This is a genomic window from Stappia sp. ICDLI1TA098 (assembly GCF_054880955.1).
Genome location: NZ_JBTZBT010000001.1, coordinates 1,637,423 through 1,660,148 on the forward strand (window position 1 = coordinate 1,637,423; position 22,726 = coordinate 1,660,148).

Genomic DNA, 22,726 nt, shown 5'->3' on the forward strand with positions numbered 1-22,726 from the left:
CTCCCGCCTGATCAGGCCTGGATGTTCTGCCGGAGGCATGAGCCCGGCCAACTCACTCCGCAGCGCCGATCCCGCGCGCATCCGTCCTCGGACAACGCGCTTCCTGGTCCTGCTGCTGCAGCGGATTGCGTCGCGATGTCTTGAAGTCGCGGGTGACATGCTCCCACCAGTAACCGAGATAGGACTTCTCGGCACGCGCGCTGAACACGTCCGGAGCCTTCCGCGTCAGTTCGGGCAACTGGCTCCAAGCGACATTGGGAAAGGTGTGATGTTCGTTGTGATAGCCGGTGTTGAAGAGGAAACGGTTGACCCAGCCGTACGTCGAGCGCGTCGGCGTTTCCGCGTCATCGCCCGGATGCTCGGACAGCGACTGACCCAGATTGCTGATACCGCACTTGCCGAGGAAGATCGACAGGGCCCAGTTATGGTAGAGCCAGCCCAGGACGCCGAACAGCAGGAATAACACGAGGTTGACACCGAGCGACCAGGCGATGAACAGCCGCTTCTGCCAAAGCGGCGGCCGCGTCGCATCGATATGACGCTCCCGGTCGCCGGTCACATGGCCGCTCAAACGGCGATAGACGCGCGGAAAGATCTCGTCGGAGATGATGAAGCCGAAGGGCAACAGGTGGACGACAAGCGTTGCCACCGTCAGCACCCTCTGAAGGCGCGGCCGCCCCTGGACCACCATCTCGCGCGCCTTGAAGGCGCACAGGTCCTCGTGCTCGTAGTCGCGTTCGTAGTCGCCCATGTAGGGATGATGGCTCGACAGGTGCTCGTGCTGATAGGTGAGCTGCTTGCCGAAGGAGGCGAGGATCGTCTCCAGTCCAAGGTCAAAGGCGAGCTTGGCGCGGTCTCCCCTGAACACGAGCCGGTGCGCGGTCTCATGGACCAGCGCGCCAGTCGCATGAATGACGAACTGACCGAAGAAGAACGCGGCGAGGAAGACGACCAGGAGGTTCGTGTCGGAAACGTACCAGGCCATCGTCCAGTGCATACCAAGCAGCACGGGTATGGCAAAGGCGGTGCGCCGGTCGGGGCCTGCGAGCGTGCGCAAGGCGGGATGAACGGCAAGCGCGTCCTTGCGCATCTGCAGATGCCGCCGCGCCTGCGGCGACACGCCACCCAAGGACGCCTCCGCCTCCGGTGCGCCCACTCCGATCCGTCCTGCCACGTCCGCTGTCATTCAGCCTCCGACCACCTGTTTCAGCGTTCCCAGCTGGATACCTGTCTTCGTCAACCCATATTCAGGACTGAGCCGAGCAAAGCAAGCGGGCAACGCGCCGCAGTTGCAAATGAGTGAAATACTCAACCGCTCAACGCGCAGCCTCCCGAAAATCATGGAGAATCGCTTTCTGAACTTCCATTTTAAATGCAGGTTCATGACTGCCTGCTACCGTAACGTGACTGTTTGAGGATGATCGAGATGCACTATGCGGCCCGAATGGTGGCATCGGCAGCCTGGGTCGGCGTCGCCGGCTTCGCCCCGGCCCTTGCTTCACAGACAACGGAACCCCGGCTTTCCCCGGCCGAGGTCGCGCGGAAAATCGACGACCTGCATGCGGGCGCGTCCGGCTCCGACAGCCAGGCGCTGGAGCAAGACGTGACGCTGCTGGCGGATCTCGCGCGCTGGCACATCGAGAATGTCGGCGACACGCAGGCCGTCGCGGATTTCGGCGCACCGCCGTGGACGCGCCAGGCCAACGGCCTGCATCTTTGGGGCGTGACGCGTGCCGGCAGGAGCTGGTTCGACGCCGGGCACCCGAATCTTGTGGGAATCAATGTTTCGGAAGCGACCGACATCGACGGTCGCTACTGGTCCGAACTTGCCAGGAAGTCCGCAAACGGAAGCGGGGAGAAAATCTTCATGATCCGCTATCTTCATCCGGTGACGCGCCAATCGGCCTTCGGATATCACACCTGCTTCATGCTGAGCGATCAGGTCCGGATCCTCTGTGCCGGCGCCTTTGAGGACAAGGACGGATAGCGACTTGTTTCGTCTGTTCAAATTCTCCGACTGGTCGATTCTGGCGAAGGTCACGGCAGCGTCCCTGATCACGCTGGTAACGCTCCTGTCCCTGACGTTCATCGCCTGGCAGACGCTGCGCGACCAGCGCTCCGCAATCGTCTCGAACTACAACGAATTGGTGCCGGTCGTGGAGCGTGCCTACGCGGTCTCGTATCACCTGGCGGATGTCGAATCGAACCTCTACCAGCTTGCGACATGGAGGAGGATCGGCGTCACCGGCCAGGAGATCGAGAACATCCTGCGGACCGTCGAGTACAATCTGCAGCGCGTGGAGACGCATATCGTCGAACTGGTGAAGGCCGAACTACCCGGCTCCCTCGCCCTTCTCGAGGTCTTCAGGTCCTATCGCTACAACGCGGGGCAAACGCTGCTTCTTATCCTGAAGGACCCGGACCTCGGCATTCTTTCCATCCGCGGCGGCGACCGAAAGAACCGCGACATCGAACGGCAGGCGGCGCATATCGCGCGGATTGCCTCAGAGCGTTTCGCGACCGGGGCAAGTCTGGCCAACAAGCACGCCGACCGCCTGTCCCACGAGTTTCTGGCGATCGCCGTCCTGACAGGACTGATCGCAACCGCGATCAGCATCGCAGCCGCGCGCGCGATCATGCAGCCGATCTCCGACCTCGTCGCAACAATCAGAGGCCTCAAGCAGGGAGACCTGACCCGTCGCGTCCCCTGGACACGGCGGCGCGACGAGATCGGCAGCATTGCCCACTCGGTTCGCGACCTGCAGATCGCGATGCTCGAGAACCGCCAACTCGCGGAAGACCGGGTCGTCAAACAGGCCGAACTCGAGCATGCCGCGACCCACGACGGGCTCACCGGTCTGGCGAACCGTCCCGCCTTCGACGCCTTTCTGGCGCATATGTTCGCCGGGGACCGGCGCGGACGCGGCAACCTCGTCTACCTGCTGATCGATCTCGACGGCTTCAAGCCGATCAACGATGCCTATGGCCACGGCGCCGGCGACGCAGTGCTCGTGGAACTGGCGAAACGCTTCACCGATCTCGTTCGCCATGGCGATCTGGTGGCGCGTCTGGGTGGCGACGAATTCGGGCTTCTCTTCCCCTCGGTGGTGGCGTTCGGTTCCCCCGAGACCCTGGCCCGGCGCGTCCTGGCGGCAATCGCCGAGCCGATCGAATACATGCAGGGAACCTTGAACGTCGGAGCAAGCATCGGCGTGGTGTGCGCCGCCGATGTCGAGGGCGGGCCCGAGGAGCTAGTGCTTGCCGCCGATCAGGCGATGTATCTGGCAAAGGAACAGCGTCAGCAGTCCTTTGTCCGCTACACGCCCGACATGACGAAGAGATATCTGGATCTCCACGACCGCAAGGAGCTGGAGCGGGCGATTGCCGGTCACGAATTCCAGCTACAATACCTGCCCGTTGTCTGCCTGGGCACGGGCAACGTCGTGAGCTTCGAGGCGCACCCTGTATGGAAGAGGCCGGACGGCGGCATCCAGACCGGAGAGCAGTTCGAGCACAGGCTGGAACACTTCAGCCTCAAGCGCGACTTCGCTTTCGAGATCTTCCGCCAGGCGGTCGAGAACATGAAGAGACAGTTGCGCGAGGGCATCGACCCCGTTCGCCTCATCTTCAAGGGTGACCCGACAACGCTCTCCATGCCCGGCATGCTCGAGGACTTCGCCCACAGGACGGCCGAGTTCCCCAAGCTCACGGAGCTGCTGACACTCGATCTCCGCGGGGACATTTTCGTCTCACGCGGCGGCGACATCATCCGCGAGAACGTCCGCGGCCTCGCGAAGGCGGGCCTGCGCATCTCGATGGACAATTTCGGGCAAGGGTACAGCTCTCTCCAGCAATTGCAGGATTACGAGATCAACGAACTGAAGCTTCCGGCCGCCTTCGTCGGCGGCATCGGCACGGACCGCTCCTCGGAGGTCATCATCGAGGGAACATTGGGCATTGCCGACGGGCTCGGCATCGACATTATCGCCAAGGGCATCGAGACCGAGGCGCAGCGCAAGTTCCTGCTCGAGCGCGGCTGCCGGTTCGGCGAGGGACCGCTCTTTGGAGGGGCGTTGTCCATCGACCAGATCATCGCACGGATGCGGAACAGCGGGCGCGCGGTTCTCGCGGGCTGAAGAAACCCGGCCTTGATCGCCGCCCCCAATCCGCCATGATCGCCCTTGCGACTTGCCGCTAGGGAATCACACAGGAACCGGTCATGCCCGCATCTTCCGCCAAACTCTCCGTCCCCCTGCTGATCGCCGCGACCCTCGGGCTTGCCGCGGCACCGGCGGCGGCCGCGACGCCGTGTGGCGGCGACTTCAACGCTTTCCTGCAAGGGGTCGCGACAGAGGCGAAGGCCGCCGGCCGGCCCGATACGGCGATCCGGGCAACGCTCTCGGGCGCGCGCATCGACAAGAAGGTTCTGTCGCGCGACCGGGCCCAGGGCGTCTTCAAGCAGGACTTCCTGACCTTTTCCAAGCGCTCGGTCTCCGGCTACCGGCTGACGCATGGCGCAAAGAACATGAAGGCCTATGCCAGCGCCTTCCAGCGCGCCGAAAGGGACTACGGCGTGCCCGCGCCGGTGATCACCGGGTTCTGGGGGCTGGAAACCGACTTCGGCGCGGTTCAGGGTGACTTCAACACCGTCAATGCGCTCGCCACCCTTGCTCACGACTGCCGCCGCCCGCATCTCTTCCGCCCGCAACTCCTCGCGGCCATCGAGATGGTTCAGCACGGCGATCTCGACCCGGCGCGCACCACCGGCGCTTGGGCCGGCGAGATCGGGCAGGTGCAGATGCTGCCCGAGGATATCATCCGCTATGGCGTCGACGGCGACGGCAACGGCCACGTCGATCTCAAGGCAAGCGCGCCCGACACGATCCTGACCGCCGCGCATTTCATCAACAGCCTTGGCTGGCGGCGTGGCGAGCCCTGGCTCCAGGAGGTCCGCCTGCCGGGCAACCTTCCCTGGGAGAAGACCGGGCTCACCTTCGACATGACCGTCGGCGACTGGGCCGGCCTCGGCGTTTCCGCCCGTTCCGGCGCACTGCCGTCCGCTACGCTGCCGGCGGCTCTCATCCTGCCGCAGGGGCGCAAGGGACCGGCCTTCCTCGCCTATCCCAATTTCAACGTCTATCTCGAGTGGAACCAGTCCTTCGTCTACACGACATCGGCCGCCTATTTCGCGACCCGGCTGGCCGGTGCGCCGCGCTATGACGCAGGCAACCCGGAGCCCGGTCTTTCGGATGGCGAGATGCGACAGCTTCAGGAGAAGCTTGCCGCACGCGGACATGACGTCGGCAAGGTCGACGGGATCCTGGGCTCCGGCACCCGCGCCGCCGTTCGCGCGGAACAGCTTCGCCTCGGAATCCCGGCCGATGGCTGGCCCACGGCGACGCTTCTCAACCGCCTCTAGGACCGAGACATCCAGGCAGGAGCATCGGGCGTAGAAAAGGTGACGCAACGTCTGCAAGGAGATCACCCATGCGCCCTGCCCGCCACCTGACGATGGTCCTCGCTGCTTTGTGTCTCCTCGCCCTCGTCTTGCCGACACGCCCGGCGCTTGCACAGGACGGCACGGTGCTGCGTGGCCTTGTCGAAGGCCAGATTGCGGCGTTCCGAGCTGGCGACGCGGAGCGCGCCTATGGCTTCGCCGCCCCCGATATCCGCCGCCTGTTCCCGACGCCGGATCGTTTCATCGATATGGTGAAGCGCGGATATCCGCCGGTCTATCAGCCGGGATCGGTGAGCTTCGGTCGTCTGCGGCCGGACGCCGACGGCCCCGTGCAGGAGGTCTACCTCACGGGAGCGGACGGCAAGGAATGGCTGGCGCTCTACAGCTTCGAGCAGCAGGCGGACGGGAGCTGGAAAATTTCCGGCTGCGTGCTCACAACCTCTCCCGGTGCCTCTGCGTAACGCACACCGGCCGACTCAATCGCGCGGCGGAATGTCGCCGCGCGCCCAATCCTCGCGCGTCCTTGCGCGGAAGTCCTCGAAGCGCCCCTGCTCGATCGCCGCGCGCATCTCGCGCATCAGCGTCTGGTAGTAGGCAAGATTGGTCCAGGTCAACAGCATCGCCGCCAGACCCTCGCCTGCCTTGACGAGATGGTGGAGATAGGCGCGGCTGTAGTCGCGCGCCGCAGGACAGTCACTCGCCTCGTCCAGCGGCCGGGGGTCTTCGGCGTGGCGGGCGTTCTTCAGATTGACCTTGCCGTAGCGCGTATAGGCCAGCCCGTGGCGGCCGGCGCGTGTCGGCATCACGCAGTCGAACTGGTCGATGCCGCGCGCCACGCTTTCCAGAATGTCCTCCGGAGTGCCGACGCCCATCAGGTAGCGCGGCTTCTCGACCGGCATCGCCGGGGTGGTGACCTCCAGCATCCGCAGCATCACCTCCTGCGGCTCGCCGACGGCGAGACCGCCGACGGAATAGCCCTCGAAGGGCATCTGCCCGAGCGCCTCGGCCGAGGCCACGCGCAGGTCCGGCACGTCGCCGCCCTGGACGATGCCGTAGAGCGCCTGGCCGCGACCGGGGCCGCCCATCTTCTCGAACTGGGCGCGCGAGCGCTCGGCCCAGCGAAGCGACAGGCGCATGGCGCGTTCCACATCGTCGCGAGGCGCGGGAAGCGCAATGCACTCGTCGAGCTGCATCTGGATGTCGGAGCCGAGCAGTTGCTGGATCTCGACGGAGCGTTCCGGCGACATCACATGGCGCGAGCCGTCGATATGGCTCTGGAAGGTGACGCCATCCTCGGTGAGCTTGCGAAGCTGCGCCAGCGACATGACCTGGAACCCGCCCGAATCCGTGAGGATCGTGTGCGGCCAGTTCATGAACTTGTGCAGCCCGCCGAGCCGGGCAATGCGCTCCGCGCCCGGTCGCAGCATCAGATGATAGGTGTTGCCGAGCACCACGTCGGCGCCGAGCTCCCTCACCTGCCCCGGATACATCGCCTTGACGGTCGCCTGGGTTCCCACCGGCATGAAGGCGGGGGTCGAGACCTGCCCGTGCGGCGTCACGATCTCGCCGCGTCGGGCCATGCCGTCAGTCGCGATCAGGCGGAAGGAAAAAGGATCGCTCATTCGGCCTCTCCGGGGAACAGCAGCGAAGCATCGCCATAGGAATAGAAGCGGTAGCCGGTGTCGATGGCGTGCGCATAGGCGGCGCGCATCGTCTCCAGCCCAGACAGCGCGCTGACCAGCATGAAGAGCGTGGAGCGCGGCAGGTGAAAATTGGTCATCAGCGCGTCGATGGCGCGGAACCGGTAGCCGGGCGTGATGAAGATCGATGTCTCGCCGGAAAAAGCGGCAAGACCGCCCTCGCCCTGTGCCGCGCTTTCCAGAATGCGCAGCGACGTGGTGCCGACGGCGACCACCTTGTTGCCCCGCGCGCGCACCGCCTGGAGTGCCGCGGCGGTGGCCGCGCAGACCTCACCTCGCTCGGCGTGCATCTTGTGATCGGCCGTGTCGTCGGCCTTCACCGGCAGGAACGTTCCGGCGCCCACATGCAGCGTCACCTTGTGCCGCTCGATGCCGCGCGCCTCGAGCGCCGCCACCAGGTCCGGCGTGAAATGCAGACCTGCCGTCGGGGCCGCGACCGCGCCGTCCTTTTCGGCAAACATCGTCTGGTAGTCGGTCCGGTCCTGCGCATCCTCGCCGCGCTTGGCGGCGATGTAGGGCGGCAGCGGAATGTGGCCGACGGCGGCGATTGCCTCGTCAAGAGCGGGGCCGGAAAGATCGAAGGCGAGGAGAACCTCGCCCGTGTCGCGTTTCTCGGCGACCGTGGCCTCGAGCGTTGCAAGCAGGCAGACGTTGCCTGCGGTCTCGCCGAAGCGGACGCGATCGCCGACGACGAGCTTCTTGGCCGGACGCGCAAAGGCCCACCAGCGGTCGGGACCGGAGCGCAGATGCAGCGTCGCCGAGATCCGTGCCACCACGTCACCGCGCGCGCGCGATCCCTCGAGCTGTGCGGGGATCACCCGCGTGTCGTTGAAGACGAGCGCGTCGCCTGGTTCGAGCAGATCCGGCAGCTCACGCACGATCCGGTCGCCCAACGGCTCCCGCGCGCCGGGACGCACCACGAGAAGACGGGCGCTGTCGCGCGGACGGGCGGGCCTCAGCGCAATGCGCTCCGGCGGCAGCTCGAAGTCGAAGTCATCAACGCGCATGGGAAACCGGGGACTGGAAAGCCGGGGCGAGCGGCAATGAAACGCAAAGACGCCCGCGCATCTGCCGTGAGACGACGAATGCGCGGGCGACGAAAGACGGACGCTCAGGCGTCGGCCGCAACCTTCAGCGAGGTGATGCTGTCGGGATCGCGAACCGGCTCGCCGCGCTTGATCTGGTCGACATTGTCCATGCCCTCGATCACTTCGCCCCACACCGTGTACTGGCCATCGAGCCAGGGTGCGTCGGTGAAGCAGATGAAGAACTGGCTGTCGCCGGAGTTCGGATCCATGGCGCGGGCCATGGAGCAGGTTCCCCGGCCATGCTTCGTGGGCGAGAATTCCGCCTTGAGCTTCTTGCCGGAACCGCCGGTGCCGGTGCCGTTCGGGCAGCCGGTCTGGGCCATGAAGCCGTCGATCACCCGGTGGAAGACGATGCCGTCATAGAAGCCGGTGCGCACAAGTTCCTTGATGCGGGCGACGTGGTTTGGCGCCAGGTCGGGCTTCATCTCGATGACGATGGGGCCCTTGGTGGTCTCCATCAGCAGCGTGTTCTCGGGATCCTTGTAATCGGCCACCTGATATCTCCTTGTCTCGGTGTCTTGTGTGTTTGGTTTCGGGTCAGTTGCTGGCGTCGGCGGCGACACGCATGCGCACGATCTTGTCGGGATCGGCAACAGGCTCGCCACGCTTGATCTTGTCGACGAACTCCATGCCCTCGACCACCTCGCCGAAGACCGTGTACTGGCCGTCGAGCCAGGGGCCGTCGTTGAACATGATGAAGAACTGGGAGTTGGCGCTGTCGGGCGACTGCGATCGGGCCATGCCAAGCGTGCCGCGCTTGAATGACGCGTCGGAGAACTCGGCCTTCAGGTCGGGAAGCTTCGAGCCGCCCATGCCGGTGCCGGTCGGATCGCCGGTCTGGGCCATGAAGCCGTCAATAACGCGATGAAAGACGATGCCGTCGTAAAAGCCCTCGCGCGTCAGGGTCTTGAGCCGCTCGACGTGAGCGGGCGCGAGATCCGGCCGCAGGCGGATCACCACCTGCCCGTCCTTCAGGTCGAGAAGCAGCGTGTTTTCGGGATCGAGATCCTGCGCGCTCGCCGACACGGCAAGCACAAGGCTCAGGGCAAGCGCGGAGATCAGCGATATGATACGCGTCATCGGAAAGGCTCCAGTCTTCCGGTCGGATGCCGGAACGGGAATTCGGTTCAGCCGGCCGCGGTGGTCCTTGCCGCCAGTCTTTCGACGACATGCGCCGGCACGAAGGGGGCGACATTGCCGCCCATCTTTGCGATCTGACGCACCAGCGTGGCGGTGATGTGGCGCACCTCAGGACTAGCCGGCAGGAACACCGTGTTCACGTCGGGCGCCATCTTCTGGTTCATGCCCGCCATCTGCATTTCATAGTCGAGATCGGTGCCGTCGCGCAGACCGCGCACCAGGATGGATGCCCCCTGCGCGCGCGCCGCCTCGACCACGAGGCCGGTGAAGGAGACGACCTCGATGCGCGCGGCCGCCTCGGCGCCGAACTCCTCCAGTGCCACGGCACCGATCATCGCCACCCGCTCCTCGAACGAGAAGTTGGGCGTCTTGGAGGCCTGAACGCCGATGGCGACCACCACGCGGTCGGCAAGACCGAGAGAGCGGCGCAGAATGTCGACGTGACCATTGGTCATGGGATCGAAGGATCCCGGATAGAGCGCGGTGCGAGTCATGGTGCTTTCTCTAACGGTCCGCGCCCGCGCGCACAAGCGGAACCCTCTGAAGCAGTTGCGCAATCGCAACAGTTCCTGAATTTATTTCACGTAACGTTACTTTGTGCTAGACTGTTGCTAATAAACATAAGGAGGCGAACATGCGATCCTTTGCAGTCATGGCACTCTGCGGTGCTTCAGCAGGAGCCCTTGCTCTTGTCGTTTCAGGCACCCTGATGACCGGCTTCACTGTGGCTCCCGTCAACAGCGCTTCGGCGATGAAGGGAGACCGTCATGAACGGGCGGTCAAGGTCGCTTGCGATGCGACGACCATGCTCGACACGGGGGCCGGTTGCGCGGAGCTCGCCGGCATGGGCGCGCCGGGCGGCGGCTTCATCACCGCCGCATCGACATCGGGCAACACCACGATCCTGACCCGCCTGCCGTCCAGCAGATGATGATGGCCGGCGCGGCACGCCGGTCCGATGCACGACGATCGGCGTCCGCGCCCCCGTGCATGATTTTGCGCCCACCCATGTCGAGCGCGAGGTTCGTGCGCGCTGCGACCTTCTGACCTCGGGCGTTTCGGTCGCGTGGCGGCGGGCTCCCCGCGCCGTCGCCACGCGCACCTCGACTGACTGTCCGTCCTGCCCGGCCGTCGGGCAAAAGCGCCGGCATCCGCCGGGCGCGAACCGACCGAGGCAAGTCCGTTCAGGGATGGAACCAATCCACAGGTTGGATCGTTTACCCACTGAACAAAGATCGTTCACATCAATCTGATGAGATCGTCTCTTGCCGGCTAAGCGGAAAAGCTCCATATCCAGCCTATGATGACGATTCACAAAATTCATCAGCCGTCCTCCGCGATGGCTATCTGGACGACAGGAGTCGCCGCTCTGGCGGCGGTTCTCACAATTGGCGTGGTGACGTTGGGCGAAGCTTCCGAGCGTCACTACGAGGCAACGACCAGCACCCAGGTGCTGACAGCGAACCAGGAACAGGCGCGTACGGCCAACATCGCCGATGCCTGCAAGGGCGTGATCTTCCGCGACGAGGATCCGCTTTGTTTTGAGGTCCGAAAGCCCGACTGGACCGCGCCGGCACAGCTCAAGCTTATCGGCACGGCCAGCCCCGAGGGGCAATCCGCAGGTTCGTGATCCGCGTCACGGTCTCCTTGCCGGAATTGCTCCAGGGTGGCGACATCAAAAGAGCAAGCAGGGACGTGACGATATGACCTTCATTCATGACGATAGCGCGCTGCACACCCAGCATCGCATCCGGGACTTCGCCATTGCCGGCGTTGTCGCACTCGCCGCCTTCGCCGGCATGGCGAGCATCATCCACACCGTGACGACGGCCCCCGACCAGTCGGTGGCCGTCGAAGCTCCCAAGACGGACCGCCTCAATTCCGCGCTGCCTTCGGCCTGCGCGGGCGACAGCTGGGGCAACTGGTCGCCAGCCTGCGTTTCCGCCATCAGCGGACGCGAGACGACCCGGCAGGTCCATTTCGAAACCTTCGAGGCGCGCGACGGAAGTGCCCGCATGTCGGTTCTGGCCAGGGTTCCTTCAAGCTCCTGACCCCATCGGCCGCGTGACGGCCGCAGGAACTGCCAAACGTCAAAAGGCGACGCCCTGGTCAAACCCCAGGCGTCGCCTTTGTCGTTTTTGAGGATCATCTGGCGCGCCTGCTCCGCCCAGAAGAGCCCGCCGAGCGGAAACGAAAAGGGACCGGGCCAGATGGCCCGATCCCTTGTTGTTGTCTGCTTTCAGGAGGAAAAGGCCTCAGCCCTCGCCACCCTCGCCCTCGCCCTCATCGGGCGAAGGGGCAGCGGCGCCATCCCCGGCCTCCGGACCAGCCTCCGGCGCACCGCCGGCTTCCAGTCCGTCTTCTTCGCCGTCGTCCTCCGAGACGCGCGAGACGGAAACCACCTCCTCGCCCTCGGCAGTGTTGAAGACGATGACGCCCTGCGTCGCGCGCCCGGCGATACGGATGCCGTCGACCGGACAACGGATGAGCTGTCCGCCGTTGGTGACGAGCATGATCTGGTCGTTTTCCTCCACGGGGAAGGATGCGACCAGCGGTCCGTTGCGCTTGGTCACGGCCATGGCCGTGATGCCCTTGCCGCCGCGCCCGGTAACCCGGTACTCGAACGACGAGGAGCGCTTGCCGAAGCCGTTTTGCGACAGCGTCAGGATCACCTGCTCGGCCGCGCTCATCATCGCGTAGCGCTCCGGCGTCAGCTCGCCCTCGCCCTCGGCCTCCTCATCGCCGGCAGCGGCATCGCCATTGGCGGCCGCCTCATCGCCCTCGCCCCGCATCAGGCGGCGCCAGCGCAGATAGGCCGTGCGTTCGTCCGCGGTACAGTCCAGATGGCCGAGGATCGAGATGGAGATGACCTCGTCGCCCTCGGCGAGCGCGATGCCGCGCACACCGACGGAGTTGCGGCCGGCGAAGACGCGCACGTCCGTCACGGAGAAGCGGATGCACTGGCCGAGCGCCGTGGTCAGCATCACGTCGTCATGCTCGGTGCAGGTGAAGACGCCGACGATGCCGTCGCCCTCCTCCAGCTTCATCGCGATCTTGCCGTTCTTGTTGATCTGCGTGAAGTCGGAGAGCTTGTTGCGCCTGACGGTGCCGCGACGGGTCGCGAACATCACGTCGAGGTTGCCCCAGGTCTCCTCGTCCTCCGGCAACGGCATGATCGAGGTGATCTGCTCGCCCGCCTCCAAAGGCAGCATGTTGACGAGCGCCTTGCCACGGGCGGTCGGGCCGCCGAGCGGCAGACGCCACACCTTCATCTTGTAGGCGATGCCGCGCGAGGAGAAGAAGAGCATCGGCGTGTGCGTGTTGGCGACGAAGAGGCGGGTGACGAAATCCTCGTCCTTCGTGGCCATGCCCGAGCGGCCCTTGCCGCCGCGACGCTGCGCCCGGTAGGTGTCGAGCGGCACGCGCTTGATGTAGCCGGCATGGCTCACCGTGACGACCATGTCCTCGCGCTGGATCAGGTCCTCGTCCTCGAGGTCCGCCCCGCCATCGACAATCTCGGTGCGACGCGGGGTGGCGAACTCCTCGCGGATCGCGGCGAGTTCCTCGCGGATGATATCGAGAATGCGGACGCGCGAGCGCAGGATGTCGAGGTAATCCTTGATCTCCTCGCCAATCTTGTTGAGCTCGTCGCCGATCTCGTCGCGGCCGAGTGCGGTCAGGCGCTGCAGGCGCAGTTCGAGAATGGCGCGGGCCTGCTCCTCGGACAGCGTGTAGGTGCCCTCGTCGCTGACCATGTGGCGCGGGTCGTCGATCAGCAGGATCAGCGATTCCACATCGCGCGCCGGCCACTTTCGCTCCATGAGCTGGGCCCTGGCGGTTGCCGGGTCCGGCGCCTTGCGGATCAGCGCGATCACCTCGTCGATGTTGGCGACGGCGATTGCCAGGCCAACGAGGACATGGGCGCGATCACGCGCCTTGTTGAGCAGGAAGCGGGTGCGCCGGCCAATGACATCCTCGCGGAAGTCGATGAAGGCATTGAGCATGTCCTTCAGGCCAAGCTGCTCCGGCCGCCCGCCGTTCAGAGCCACCATGTTGGCGCCGAAGGTCGATTGCAGCGCCGAATAGCGGTAAAGCTGGTTCAGCACCACGTCCGGCACGGCGTCGCGTTTCAGCTCGACGACGACACGCATGCCGGTACGGTCGGACTCGTCGCGGATGTCGGAGATGCCCTCGATGCGCTTTTCCCGCACATGCTCGGCGATCTTCTCGATCATCGTCGCCTTGTTCACCTGATACGGGATCTCGGTGATGACGATGGCGTAGCGGTCCTTGCGGATCTCCTCGATCTCGGCCCGGCCGCGCATGACGATGGAGCCGCGCGCGCTTTCATAGGCCGAGCGGATGCCGGAGCGGCCGAGGATGATGCCGCCGGTCGGAAAGTCCGGTCCCGGCACGATCTCCATCAGTTCGGCCGTCGTCATCGCCGGGTTTTCCATCAGCGCGACGGCCGCGTCGATCACTTCGCCGAGATTGTGCGGCGGAATGTTCGTCGCCATGCCGACGGCGATGCCGCCAGCGCCGTTGACGAGCAGGTTCGGGAACTTCGCCGGCAAAACGACCGGCTCGCTCTCCGAGTTGTCGTAGTTGTCCTGGAAGTTGACCGTATCCTTGTCGATGTCGTCCAGGATGCGCTGGGTGACTTTCTGCAGCCGGCACTCGGTGTAACGCATGGCCGCGGCCGGGTCGCCGTCGACCGAACCGAAGTTGCCCTGCCCATCGATGAGGGGCAGGCGCAGCGAGAAATTCTGCGCCATGCGCACGAGCGCGTCGTAGATCGCGCTGTCGCCATGGGGGTGGTACTTACCCATCACATCGCCGACCACGCGGGCCGACTTGCGATAGGGCTTGTTCCACTCGTAGCCGTTCTCGTGCATCGAATAGAGGATGCGCCGATGAACGGGCTTGAGGCCGTCGCGAACGTCGGGAAGTGCGCGGCTGACGATCACGCTCATGGCGTAATCGAGATAGCTGCGCTTCATCTCGTCGGTAATGGAAACAGGCCTGATGTCGGACGGCAGGCCGCCCGATGGCGCGTTCGTGTCCCGATCTGTCAAGGGGTGTCTCGCGGTTGTTGAATTTACAGCGCTTCTTATAGCCGATTCCGCGCCTCACGACAAATCCAAGACCCTTTGTGACGCGGATAATAATCCTTTAATTTCAATATCTTAAATATAACTCGGCATAAACTTCGGAAGTGCCGTCGGGCACCGCTGCCGGGAGCCGTGTTTTGGCTGCTATAAAGGGGCGGCGATGAGTCGGAATGCGGAGGCCCCATGCTTGCCGAATACCTCGTGAATGCCTTCGCGACGCTGTTCGTGACCATTGATCCCGTGGGCCTCGCGCCGATGTTTCTTGCCGTCACCGCCGGCGCGACGCGGCAGACCCGGCGCGCCATCGCGCTGCGCGCCACGCTCATCGGCGGGGCGATCCTTTTCCTGTTCCTGGTGGCTGGAAAAAGCGTGCTCGGCGTGCTCGGCATCTCCCAGCCGGCCTTCCAGATCGCCGGTGGGCTGCTGCTGCTCATGATCGCCGTCGAGATGGTTTTCGAGAAGCGCAACCGGCGCAAGTCGGAGTCGGCCGAGAAGGCCGTGTCGCATCAGGAAGACCTGCATGACGTTGCCGTCTTCCCGCTCGCAATCCCGCTGATCGCCGGCCCGGCCGCCATCAGCGCCGTCATCCTCACCGCCTCGCAGGCACCGGACACGGTGTCGATGTTCGGCCTTGCCGGCGTCATCCTGGTGATCGTCGGTGCGTGCTTTGTGTCGTTCCTGCTGGCCGACCGCATCGAGCGGCTGCTGGGGGACACCGCCGCGATGGTCATCACGCGCCTGCTCGGCGTGCTGCTTGCCGCGCTTTCCGTCCAGTTCATCGTCGACGGCATTCGCGCGATCATCGCCATGGGCAGCGCCTAGCGCCCTCGCCCGCCCGCCTCAGCCAAGCTCGAGCGTCGTGACCCCGTAGGTGCGCGCCAGCGCGAGCGCCGGCGTCTGCCCCTTGTACATCCGCACGGTCTCGAACTCCGGCGAAAGCTCGTATTTCTCCGCCAGCGCCAGCGCATCGTCGTTGGGCTCTGGAACATCGAGATAGACGAACTGGCCCCGCACCTGTCCGGCAAGCGCGCGAAACAGCGCGTCGGCGATGTCCGGCGTGTCGGCGAAGAGCGGGCCGATCTTGAAGCCTTCCCGACACTGGCGGATCACGCCATAGCCCCTCAACTCTCCGTCCTCCATGAAGATGAAGCCCTGGCGCCCGTCGGCCATCGGCGAGCACCAGTTCTTCAGGAAGCGGTCGCGGCCGGCCGGCACGAAGGGCCGGTCATACGCGAGGACGGAGGCGAGGATGCCCTGGCCGAGCATCGAGATGCGTGGATCGAGCGGCGGCTCCGCCATGGCAAGTCCGCCGTGGCGGATGGTGCGATAGTCGCTGGCGAAGCCCGCCGAGCGATAGCTTTCCTCTTGCGCCGGCACACCGTCGAGGCCGACGGTACGCGCGCCCATATGCGCGATGGCACGATCCCAGATCGCCTTGCCGTAGCCCTTGCCGCGATGGTCGGGGTGGCAGATGTAGAAGCCGATGAAGCCATAGTCGTCGCTGTAGCGAACGGCGGAGATGCAGCAGACCGGCTCGCCCTGCAACTCGCCGACCAGGAAGCCTTCCGGATCGCTCGCCAGAAACGGCTTGAGGTCGTCGACGCCCGGGTTCCAGCCCTCCGCAGCGGCCCAGTCCAGGGCACGTTCCAGATCCACAGGCGTCATCTGGCGAATGGCAAGAGGCGTCGACATTGCAGGCTCCCGGACACGCATCGAAGGGCGTTCAAACACGCGCACAGTGATACGAAGCGCGGTGTGGGGCGTCAATCGCGCCGACCTTGCGAGGCCGAGGCCGCAAAGCGCGGTGCCGAAACGCGAACCGCGGCGGGCATCGGAGCGCCCGCCGCGGCAATCTTCCAGGAAACCTTACGCGCGTCAGCCCCGGCGCGGGCCCTGCCCTCAGCGGGGCCTGCCCTCAAAGGCTGGCGGGCGACAGCAACTGATAGCTGACCGGGTTGTCCGGGCAGGCTTCGAAGCCGCACTCCAGGAGCGTGCTGGCGCCATTGAGGGCGGCCATCAACACCACCGAGAGAACGGCGAGGCGGCCGAACAGGCCCGGCTTCGGCGTCAGCCCGCTCTCATCCGCGGTTTCGGGCGCGCGCAGCATCAGCATGGCCGCGCAGGCGGCGACCGCGAAGACGAAGACAACGAAGGCCCAGGTGTAGAAATGCAGCCCCATGAAGGGCGTGCCATAGCCCGCGTCGCCGGGCTCGATGTGCAGGAGCACCTGACGCATGGCGAAGCCCGCGCCGAGAAGGCCCGCCAGAATGGTGATGCCATAGTGGGAGGCACGCGGACCGCGCGCAATGTTCAGAACCGGTCCGATGGACAACAGCAGGAACCCCGCCCGCTGCAACAGGCAGAGCGGGCACGGCAGCTCGCCGTTCACGACCTGATCGAAGAAGGCAAAGAGAAGCACCGCCGAGATGGCGAAAAGGCCGAGGGCGTTGAGCGTGGTTTCGGTCGTCCTGGAGATCATGGTCGGCCTCAGAAGGAAAGGGGAAGCGCGTCGGTGGCGTGGTGCATGTAGACCAGCACGGCGACGACGAAGCTGACGCCGGCAAGCGGCATGATCAGTTTCCTGGGGCCATAGGCCGCGACGCAGAGCGTTACGAAGAGCAGAGTGAAGAGCGCGGTGAGAAACATGGAGACAGCTCCGGGAATCGGTCGTTTTGCGTTTCGCGAACCATAGCCGAGAGATGCGACGGAAAAAGCAACATATGCCCTGTTGCCCGCTCCCGGTGTTCGGTTTGCCGTTCTCCGCGTTATAAGGGAGCGAACGCGCGATACTGGACACACCCCGCACGGAGACGATTTCATGGCCGCATCCGGCTCGAAGAAGGTCATCTACGCCGCGCTTGCCGGCAACTCGCTCATCGCGATCACGAAATTCATTGCCGCCGCCTATACCGGTTCCTCCGCCATGCTGTCCGAGGGCATCCACTCCCTCGTCGACACGGGCAATCAGGGGCTCCTCCTGCATGGGTTGAAAAAGTCCCGGCAACCGGCTGACGAAAAACATCCTTTTGGATATGGCGTCGAGTTGTATTTCTGGGCCTTCGTGGTCGCCATCCTGATTTTCGCCGTTGGCTCGGGAATTTCGATCTACGAGGGCATACAGAAGATCATCGAACCGCACCCGATCTCCTCGCCGATCATTGCCTATGCCGTTCTGGGACTGGCGATCATCTTCGAGGCCGGCGCGTGGTGGGTCGCCTACAAGGAGTTCGACCAGGTGCGCGGCCAGCGCGGCCTCATCCAGGCGGTGCGCGAGAGCAAGGACCCGGCGATCTTCACCGTTCTTTTCGAGGACACGGCCGCCATGGCTGGCCTGGTGGTCGCGCTCGCCGGGTTGCTCGGCGTCGAATATCTCGGCCTTCCCTGGCTCGATGGCGCCGCATCCATCGGCATCGGCCTGATCCTTGCCGCGACCGCCTTCTTCCTGGCTCTGGAGACCAAGGGGCTCCTCGTCGGAGAAGGCGCGGATCCCGAGGTCGTCGAGACGATCCGGGCCGTGGTCGAGGCGACGCCGACCGTCTCGCGGCTCAACGAAATCCGCACCCTGCACCGCGGCCCGCGCGACGTGCTGCTGGCGCTGTCCATCGACTTCCAGGACAATCTCACCGTCGGCAATGTCGAAGAGGCGATCTACGCTCTGGAAGTGGCCGTGAAGGCCCGCTTCCCCATCGTGCGCCGGGTGTTCATCGAAGTGCAGGCGACCCGCCATCACGAGGAGATGGCCGCCGCCGACGCGATGCACGACAGGAGCTGAGGGGCGTCGCGCCCGCCAGACGCAGGTCGTCAAAAGCAAAAGGCCGCCAACGAGGGCGGCCTTTTTTTCGTTCTCTGTCCGACAGGATCAGAACGGAATTTCGTCGTCCATGTCGCCGGGGCCACCGAAGCCGCCGCCCGAGCCGCCGCCGCCGCCGGAGCGACCGCCGCCACCGCCACCACCGCTGCCGCCGCCGAAACCACCGGAAGACTGGCCGTAGCCGCCGTCGTCATAGCCGACGGACTGACCGCCGCCACCGCCGCCCATCGACTGGCCACCGCCACCGCCACCGGCCGCGCCACCGCCCTCGCCGCGCCCGTCGAGCATGGTCAGCGTCGAGTTGAAGCCCTGAAGCACGACCTCGGTCGAATAGCGGTCCTGGCCGGACTGGTCCTGCCACTTGCGGGTCTGGATCTGGCCTTCGATGTAGACCTTCGAGCCCTTGCGCAGATAATTCTCGGCAACCTTGGCCAGGCCCTCGTTGAAGATCACGACGCGGTGCCATTCGGTGCGCTCGCGGCGCTCGCCGGAACTGCGGTCGCGCCAGGTCTCGGAGGTGGCGATGCGCAGATTGACGACCGGACGGCCGTCCTGCATGCGCCGGACTTCCGGGTCGGCTCCCAGATTGCCCACCAGGATCACCTTGTTGACGCTTCCCGACATCCTCGTCTCCTTGTCCTGTCTCGTGGGGCCGGTGCCGCGCTCCAGCGCCGCACCCCGCCCGGCGCCGGCCGATCATCACGGGCCTTGCGCCATATTCATATGGTGTTGTCGCGCGCGGCTTGCGTTGCCCCGCGGCGGCTGACTGTCTGTCCCGTGCGGTCGCGCCCGACACCCGTCGCGCCCTGCCGTCCTCGCGGCGCATCATAGGCGCGCCGAAGGGCCCGCGTCCCCGGCAAGGCCCGCAAAGCGGTGCTTTTCCACAAACGACGGCGCACGAGGCATGCGAACGCCGCCGCCCAAGCCAAACGGTTCCGTTTTTGTTCCACAATCACGAGCCCGACACAAGCTCGTGTCGCTCCCGCCGCCGCGCTCATCTGGCGGAATAATGCAGCCAACCCCGGGATTTTCATCAAGAGCCCCCCATATAGAGGCGGTGTTGCCGCAGGGGCGCGGTTGAAAACCATGCGAAGATGACTTGTGCAGCGGACAACGTTCCCGCTATGTTCACTCATCGGACTCGCAAGGTCGCGCGTATGAAGCGCGTTCGGCCCATGCCAATCGACGCAGGCCCATCCATGTCGTAGAACGGCCCTCCCGCCGCCTCTGCGGCCCGTTCATCGCTCTTTCCGGTCACGGGCAAGGCAGCCGTGCGTCCCTGCCTGCTGCCGTGCGCCGACATCGCCATCAGGGATTTGCATTCACATGCCAAAGTCGCGTTCGACCCCGGACATCGCCGCAGCCGATCGCCGCGTCATCAGCGTACGCGGCGCGCGCGAGCACAATCTCAAGAATATCGACATCGACCTGCCGCGCGACAAGCTGATCGTGATGACGGGCCTGTCGGGCTCGGGCAAGTCGTCGCTTGCCTTCGACACGATCTATGCCGAAGGCCAGCGCCGCTATGTCGAGAGCCTCTCGGCCTACGCGCGTCAGTTCCTTGAGATGATGCAGAAGCCGGATGTCGACCAGATCGACGGCCTGTCGCCGGCCATCTCCATCGAGCAGAAGACGACCTCGCGCAACCCGCGCTCGACGGTCGGCACGGTCACCGAGATCTACGACTACCTGCGCCTGCTGTTCGCCCGCATCGGCGTGCCCTACTCCCCGGCGACGGGCCTGCCGATCGAAAGCCAGACCGTGAGCCAGATGGTCGACCGGGTCCTGGCGCTGGAGGAAGGCACGCGGCTTTACCTGCTCGCGCCCGTCGTGCGCGGGCGCAAGGGTGAATACCGCAAGGAACTCGCCGAGCTGATGAAAAAGGGCTTTCAGCGGGTCAAGATCGACGGCCTCTTCCACGAGATCGCCGACGCGCCGGCGCTCGACAAGAAGCTGAAGCACGACATCGACGTGGTCGTCGACCGCATCGTGGTGCGCGAGGACATCGCCGGGCGGCTGGCGGATTCGATCGAGACCGCGCTCGGGCTCGCCGACGGGCTCGCCATCGCAGAGTTCGCCGACAAGCCACTGCCGCCGGCGGCCGAGGACGCGGTGCTGCAGAACCGCAACGAGACCCACGAACGGATGCTGTTTTCCGAGAAATTCGCCTGTCCGGTGTCCGGTTTCACCATCTCGGAGATCGAGCCGCGACTGTTTTCGTTCAACAATCCCTTCGGCGCCTGCCCCTCGTGCGACGGTCTCGGCACGACGCTGGCCTTCGAGCCGGATCTCGTCGTGCCGGATCACTCGCTCACCCTGCGCGAGGGCGCGGTGCTGCCCTGGGCCAAGACCGGTTCGACCTCGCCCTATTACGCCCAGACGCTGGAGGCCATCTGCCGCCACTTCTCCGTGCCGATGGCGACCGCCTGGTCGGATCTTCCCGAGGAGATGAAGGACACCATCCTCTTCGGCTCCGGCCGGAACAAGATCGACTTCGTCTATGACGATGGCGTGCGCAGCTACAGCACCGCCAAGACCTTCGAGGGCGTGGTCAACAACATCGAACGGCGCTGGCGCGAGACGGATTCGGACTGGGTGCGCGACGAGCTCTCGCGCTACCAGTCGGACCGCCCCTGCCCGGCCTGCGGCGGCCACCGGCTGAAGCCGGAGGCGCTTGCCGTGAAAATCTCCGGCCTGCACATCGGCGAAATCTCGAAGATGTCGATCCGCGAGGCCGGAGACTGGTTCGAGGAGCTTCCCGGCGCCCTCACCGACAAGCAGTCGGAGATTGCGCTGCGGATCCTCAAGGAGATCCGCGAGCGGCTGAAGTTCCTCAATGACGTGGGCCTGGAATATCTCTCCATGTCGCGCAACTCGGGCACGCTCTCGGGCGGCGAAAGCCAGCGCATCCGCCTCGCCTCGCAGATCGGATCAGGGCTCACGGGCGTTCTCTATGTTCTTGACGAGCCGTCCATCGGCCTGCACCAGCGCGACAACGCGCGCCTGCTCGACACGCTCAAGCACCTGCGCGACCTCGGCAACACGGTGATCGTCGTCGAGCACGACGAGGACGCGGTTCTGAATGCCGACTATGTGGTCGACATCGGCCCGGGCGCCGGCATTCACGGCGGCGAGGTCGTCTCGAAGGGCACGCCGGAGGAGATCCTCGCCGATCCGAAGTCGCTGACGGGACAGTATCTTTCGGGCGCGATGACGATCCCCCTGCCGCCCGAGCGCAGGCCCTTCATCAAGGGCCGGAAGCTGCGGGTTTCCGGCGCGCGCGGCAACAACCTGAAGAACGTGACGGCTGATGTGCCGCTCGGCACCTTCACCTGCATCACCGGCGTTTCCGGTGGCGGCAAGTCGACCTTCCTGATCGACACGCTTTACAAGGCGGCTGCCCGCCGGCTCAACGGCAGCCGCGAGACCCCAGCCCCTCACGATCACATCGACGGGCTGGAGCATCTCGACAAGGTCATCGACATCGACCAGTCTCCGATTGGCCGCACACCGCGCTCCAACCCGGCAACCTACACCGGCGCCTTCACGCCGATCCGAGAGTGGTTCGCCGGGCTTCCCGAGGCAAAGACGCGCGGCTACCAGCCGGGGCGTTTCTCCTTCAACGTCAAGGGCGGACGCTGCGAGGCGTGCCAGGGCGACGGCGTCATCAAGATCGAGATGCACTTCCTGCCAGATGTCTACGTCACCTGCGACGTCTGCAAGGGCAAGCGCTACAACCGCGAGACGCTGGAGGTCGAGTTCAAGGGCAAGTCGATTGCCGATGTGCTCGACATGACCGTCGAGGAGGGCGCCCGCTTCTTCCAGGCGGTGCCGGCGGTGCGCGACAAGATGGAGACGCTGGTGCGTGTCGGCCTTGGCTACGTCAAGGTCGGCCAGCAGGCCACCACCCTGTCCGGCGGCGAGGCGCAGCGCGTCAAGCTCGCCAAGGAGCTGTCAAAACGCGCCACCGGTCGCACGCTCTACATCCTCGACGAGCCGACCACCGGCCTGCACTTCCACGATGTCGCCAAGCTTCTGGAAGTGCTGCACGAATTGGTCGACCAGGGCAACACGGTGCTGGTCATCGAGCACAATCTCGAGGTCATCAAGACCGCCGACTGGATTCTCGACCTCGGCCCCGAAGGCGGTGATGGCGGCGGCACCGTCGTCGCGGAGGGGCCGCCGGAGAGGATCGCCGAGGTCGCCGGAAGCTATACCGGCCAGTTCCTCAAGGAGGTGCTGGAGCGCCGTCCGCTGCGCCGCAGCGCCACCGCCGCCGAATAACGGACCAGCACAGGCAACACGCCGCCGAGGCGCCTCCGCCCCTGGCTGCGTGTTGCGGCTTTCGCGGAGCGTTTTCCGCATCCGAGTCGGGGAGAATGCTGCAGTGCACGCCGCGCACTCCCCGGCCCGGTCCG

At 65.3% G+C, this 22,726-nt stretch carries 21 protein-coding genes; 10 read left to right on the plus strand and 11 right to left on the minus strand.

From position 1 onward, the window contains the following. Positions 1-52 precede the first annotated feature (52 nt). On the minus strand, positions 53-1,186 hold the full coding sequence (locus tag ACSLUQ_RS07410; RefSeq protein WP_461808145.1) for a fatty acid desaturase: 1,134 nt from the start codon (positions 1,184-1,186) through the stop codon (positions 53-55). A 417-nt stretch (positions 1,187-1,603) separates the two neighbouring features. Here ACSLUQ_RS07410 and ACSLUQ_RS07415 point away from each other — a divergent pair, with 417 nt between their 5' ends. From ACSLUQ_RS07415 to ACSLUQ_RS07430, 4 genes are all read left to right on the plus strand, one after another. Beyond that, entirely contained in the window at positions 1,604-1,987 is a 384-nt protein-coding gene (locus ACSLUQ_RS07415; RefSeq protein ID WP_461808146.1) for a hypothetical protein, read from the plus strand. Between the two features lie 4 nt (positions 1,988-1,991). After that, entirely contained in the window at positions 1,992-4,136 is a 2,145-nt protein-coding gene (locus ACSLUQ_RS07420) for a putative bifunctional diguanylate cyclase/phosphodiesterase (RefSeq protein WP_417774276.1), read from the plus strand. An 83-nt stretch (positions 4,137-4,219) separates the two neighbouring features. Further along, entirely contained in the window at positions 4,220-5,419 is a 1,200-nt protein-coding gene (locus ACSLUQ_RS07425) for a lytic murein transglycosylase (RefSeq protein WP_461808147.1), read from the plus strand. 68 nt (positions 5,420-5,487) lie between these two features. Beyond that, complete coding sequence (locus tag ACSLUQ_RS07430) at positions 5,488-5,919, plus strand: DUF4864 domain-containing protein (protein WP_461808148.1); 432 nt, start codon at positions 5,488-5,490, stop codon at positions 5,917-5,919. Between the two features lie 15 nt (positions 5,920-5,934). Here the strand turns inward: ACSLUQ_RS07430 and tgt are convergent, their stop codons facing one another. The 5 genes from tgt to coaD form a co-directional block, all read right to left on the minus strand. After that, positions 5,935-7,080: a tRNA guanosine(34) transglycosylase Tgt gene (tgt, locus tag ACSLUQ_RS07435; RefSeq protein ID WP_461808149.1), complete on the minus strand. Its 1,146-nt coding sequence runs from the start codon at positions 7,078-7,080 to the stop codon at positions 5,935-5,937. After that, positions 7,077-8,165, minus strand: coding sequence for a tRNA preQ1(34) S-adenosylmethionine ribosyltransferase-isomerase QueA (gene queA, locus ACSLUQ_RS07440; RefSeq protein ID WP_461808150.1), 1,089 nt, complete (start codon positions 8,163-8,165; stop codon positions 7,077-7,079). The genes tgt and queA overlap by 4 nt, the downstream gene beginning before the upstream one ends. A gap of 104 nt (positions 8,166-8,269) precedes the next feature. Next, positions 8,270-8,704 carry a peptidylprolyl isomerase gene (locus ACSLUQ_RS07445; protein ID WP_461808479.1) on the minus strand — a complete coding sequence of 145 codons (435 nt, stop codon included), beginning with the start codon at positions 8,702-8,704 and terminating at the stop codon, positions 8,270-8,272. A 79-nt stretch (positions 8,705-8,783) separates the two neighbouring features. Next, complete coding sequence (locus tag ACSLUQ_RS07450) at positions 8,784-9,326, minus strand: peptidylprolyl isomerase (RefSeq protein ID WP_417774270.1); 543 nt, start codon at positions 9,324-9,326, stop codon at positions 8,784-8,786. A gap of 47 nt (positions 9,327-9,373) precedes the next feature. Continuing rightward, a complete protein-coding gene (gene coaD / locus ACSLUQ_RS07455) occupies positions 9,374-9,880 on the minus strand; it encodes a pantetheine-phosphate adenylyltransferase (protein ID WP_417774269.1) in 507 nt (168 codons plus the stop codon). A 140-nt stretch (positions 9,881-10,020) separates the two neighbouring features. Between coaD and ACSLUQ_RS07460 the strand changes: the two genes are divergently transcribed. From ACSLUQ_RS07460 to ACSLUQ_RS07470, 3 genes are all read left to right on the plus strand, one after another. Beyond that, positions 10,021-10,317 (plus strand): hypothetical protein, encoded by a 297-nt coding sequence (locus tag ACSLUQ_RS07460; protein ID WP_417774268.1) that lies wholly within the window; start codon positions 10,021-10,023, stop codon positions 10,315-10,317. Positions 10,318-10,725: 408 nt separating this feature from the next. Continuing rightward, on the plus strand, positions 10,726-11,016 hold the full coding sequence (locus ACSLUQ_RS07465) for a hypothetical protein (protein ID WP_461808151.1): 291 nt from the start codon (positions 10,726-10,728) through the stop codon (positions 11,014-11,016). 73 nt (positions 11,017-11,089) lie between these two features. Further along, entirely contained in the window at positions 11,090-11,437 is a 348-nt protein-coding gene (locus ACSLUQ_RS07470; protein ID WP_461808152.1) for a hypothetical protein, read from the plus strand. 204 nt (positions 11,438-11,641) lie between these two features. On the opposite strand, the gene gyrA is transcribed toward ACSLUQ_RS07470, so the two are convergent. Further along, positions 11,642-14,386, minus strand: a complete 2,745-nt coding sequence (gyrA, locus tag ACSLUQ_RS07475; RefSeq protein WP_461808480.1) for a DNA gyrase subunit A — start codon at positions 14,384-14,386, stop codon at positions 11,642-11,644. A gap of 294 nt (positions 14,387-14,680) precedes the next feature. Here gyrA and ACSLUQ_RS07480 point away from each other — a divergent pair, with 294 nt between their 5' ends. Beyond that, entirely contained in the window at positions 14,681-15,319 is a 639-nt protein-coding gene (locus ACSLUQ_RS07480; protein ID WP_417774265.1) for a MarC family protein, read from the plus strand. Positions 15,320-15,337: 18 nt separating this feature from the next. Here the strand turns inward: ACSLUQ_RS07480 and ACSLUQ_RS07485 are convergent, their stop codons facing one another. The 3 genes from ACSLUQ_RS07485 to ACSLUQ_RS07495 form a co-directional block, all read right to left on the minus strand. Then, complete coding sequence (locus tag ACSLUQ_RS07485) at positions 15,338-16,189, minus strand: GNAT family N-acetyltransferase (protein WP_461808153.1); 852 nt, start codon at positions 16,187-16,189, stop codon at positions 15,338-15,340. A gap of 223 nt (positions 16,190-16,412) precedes the next feature. Then, entirely contained in the window at positions 16,413-16,976 is a 564-nt protein-coding gene (locus ACSLUQ_RS07490) for a disulfide bond formation protein B (protein ID WP_417774263.1), read from the minus strand. An 8-nt stretch (positions 16,977-16,984) separates the two neighbouring features. Then, positions 16,985-17,143: a DUF5993 family protein gene (locus tag ACSLUQ_RS07495; protein ID WP_417774262.1), complete on the minus strand. Its 159-nt coding sequence runs from the start codon at positions 17,141-17,143 to the stop codon at positions 16,985-16,987. 172 nt (positions 17,144-17,315) lie between these two features. Here ACSLUQ_RS07495 and ACSLUQ_RS07500 point away from each other — a divergent pair, with 172 nt between their 5' ends. After that, positions 17,316-18,269 (plus strand): cation diffusion facilitator family transporter, encoded by a 954-nt coding sequence (locus ACSLUQ_RS07500; RefSeq protein ID WP_417774261.1) that lies wholly within the window; start codon positions 17,316-17,318, stop codon positions 18,267-18,269. 87 nt (positions 18,270-18,356) lie between these two features. Here ACSLUQ_RS07500 and ssb read toward each other — a convergent pair whose 3' ends face one another. After that, positions 18,357-18,932 carry a single-stranded DNA-binding protein gene (gene ssb / locus ACSLUQ_RS07505; protein WP_417774260.1) on the minus strand — a complete coding sequence of 192 codons (576 nt, stop codon included), beginning with the start codon at positions 18,930-18,932 and terminating at the stop codon, positions 18,357-18,359. A gap of 702 nt (positions 18,933-19,634) precedes the next feature. Between ssb and uvrA the strand changes: the two genes are divergently transcribed. Further along, on the plus strand, positions 19,635-22,592 hold the full coding sequence (uvrA, locus tag ACSLUQ_RS07510) for an excinuclease ABC subunit UvrA (protein ID WP_461808154.1): 2,958 nt from the start codon (positions 19,635-19,637) through the stop codon (positions 22,590-22,592). The last annotated feature ends 134 nt before the right edge of the window (positions 22,593-22,726 follow it).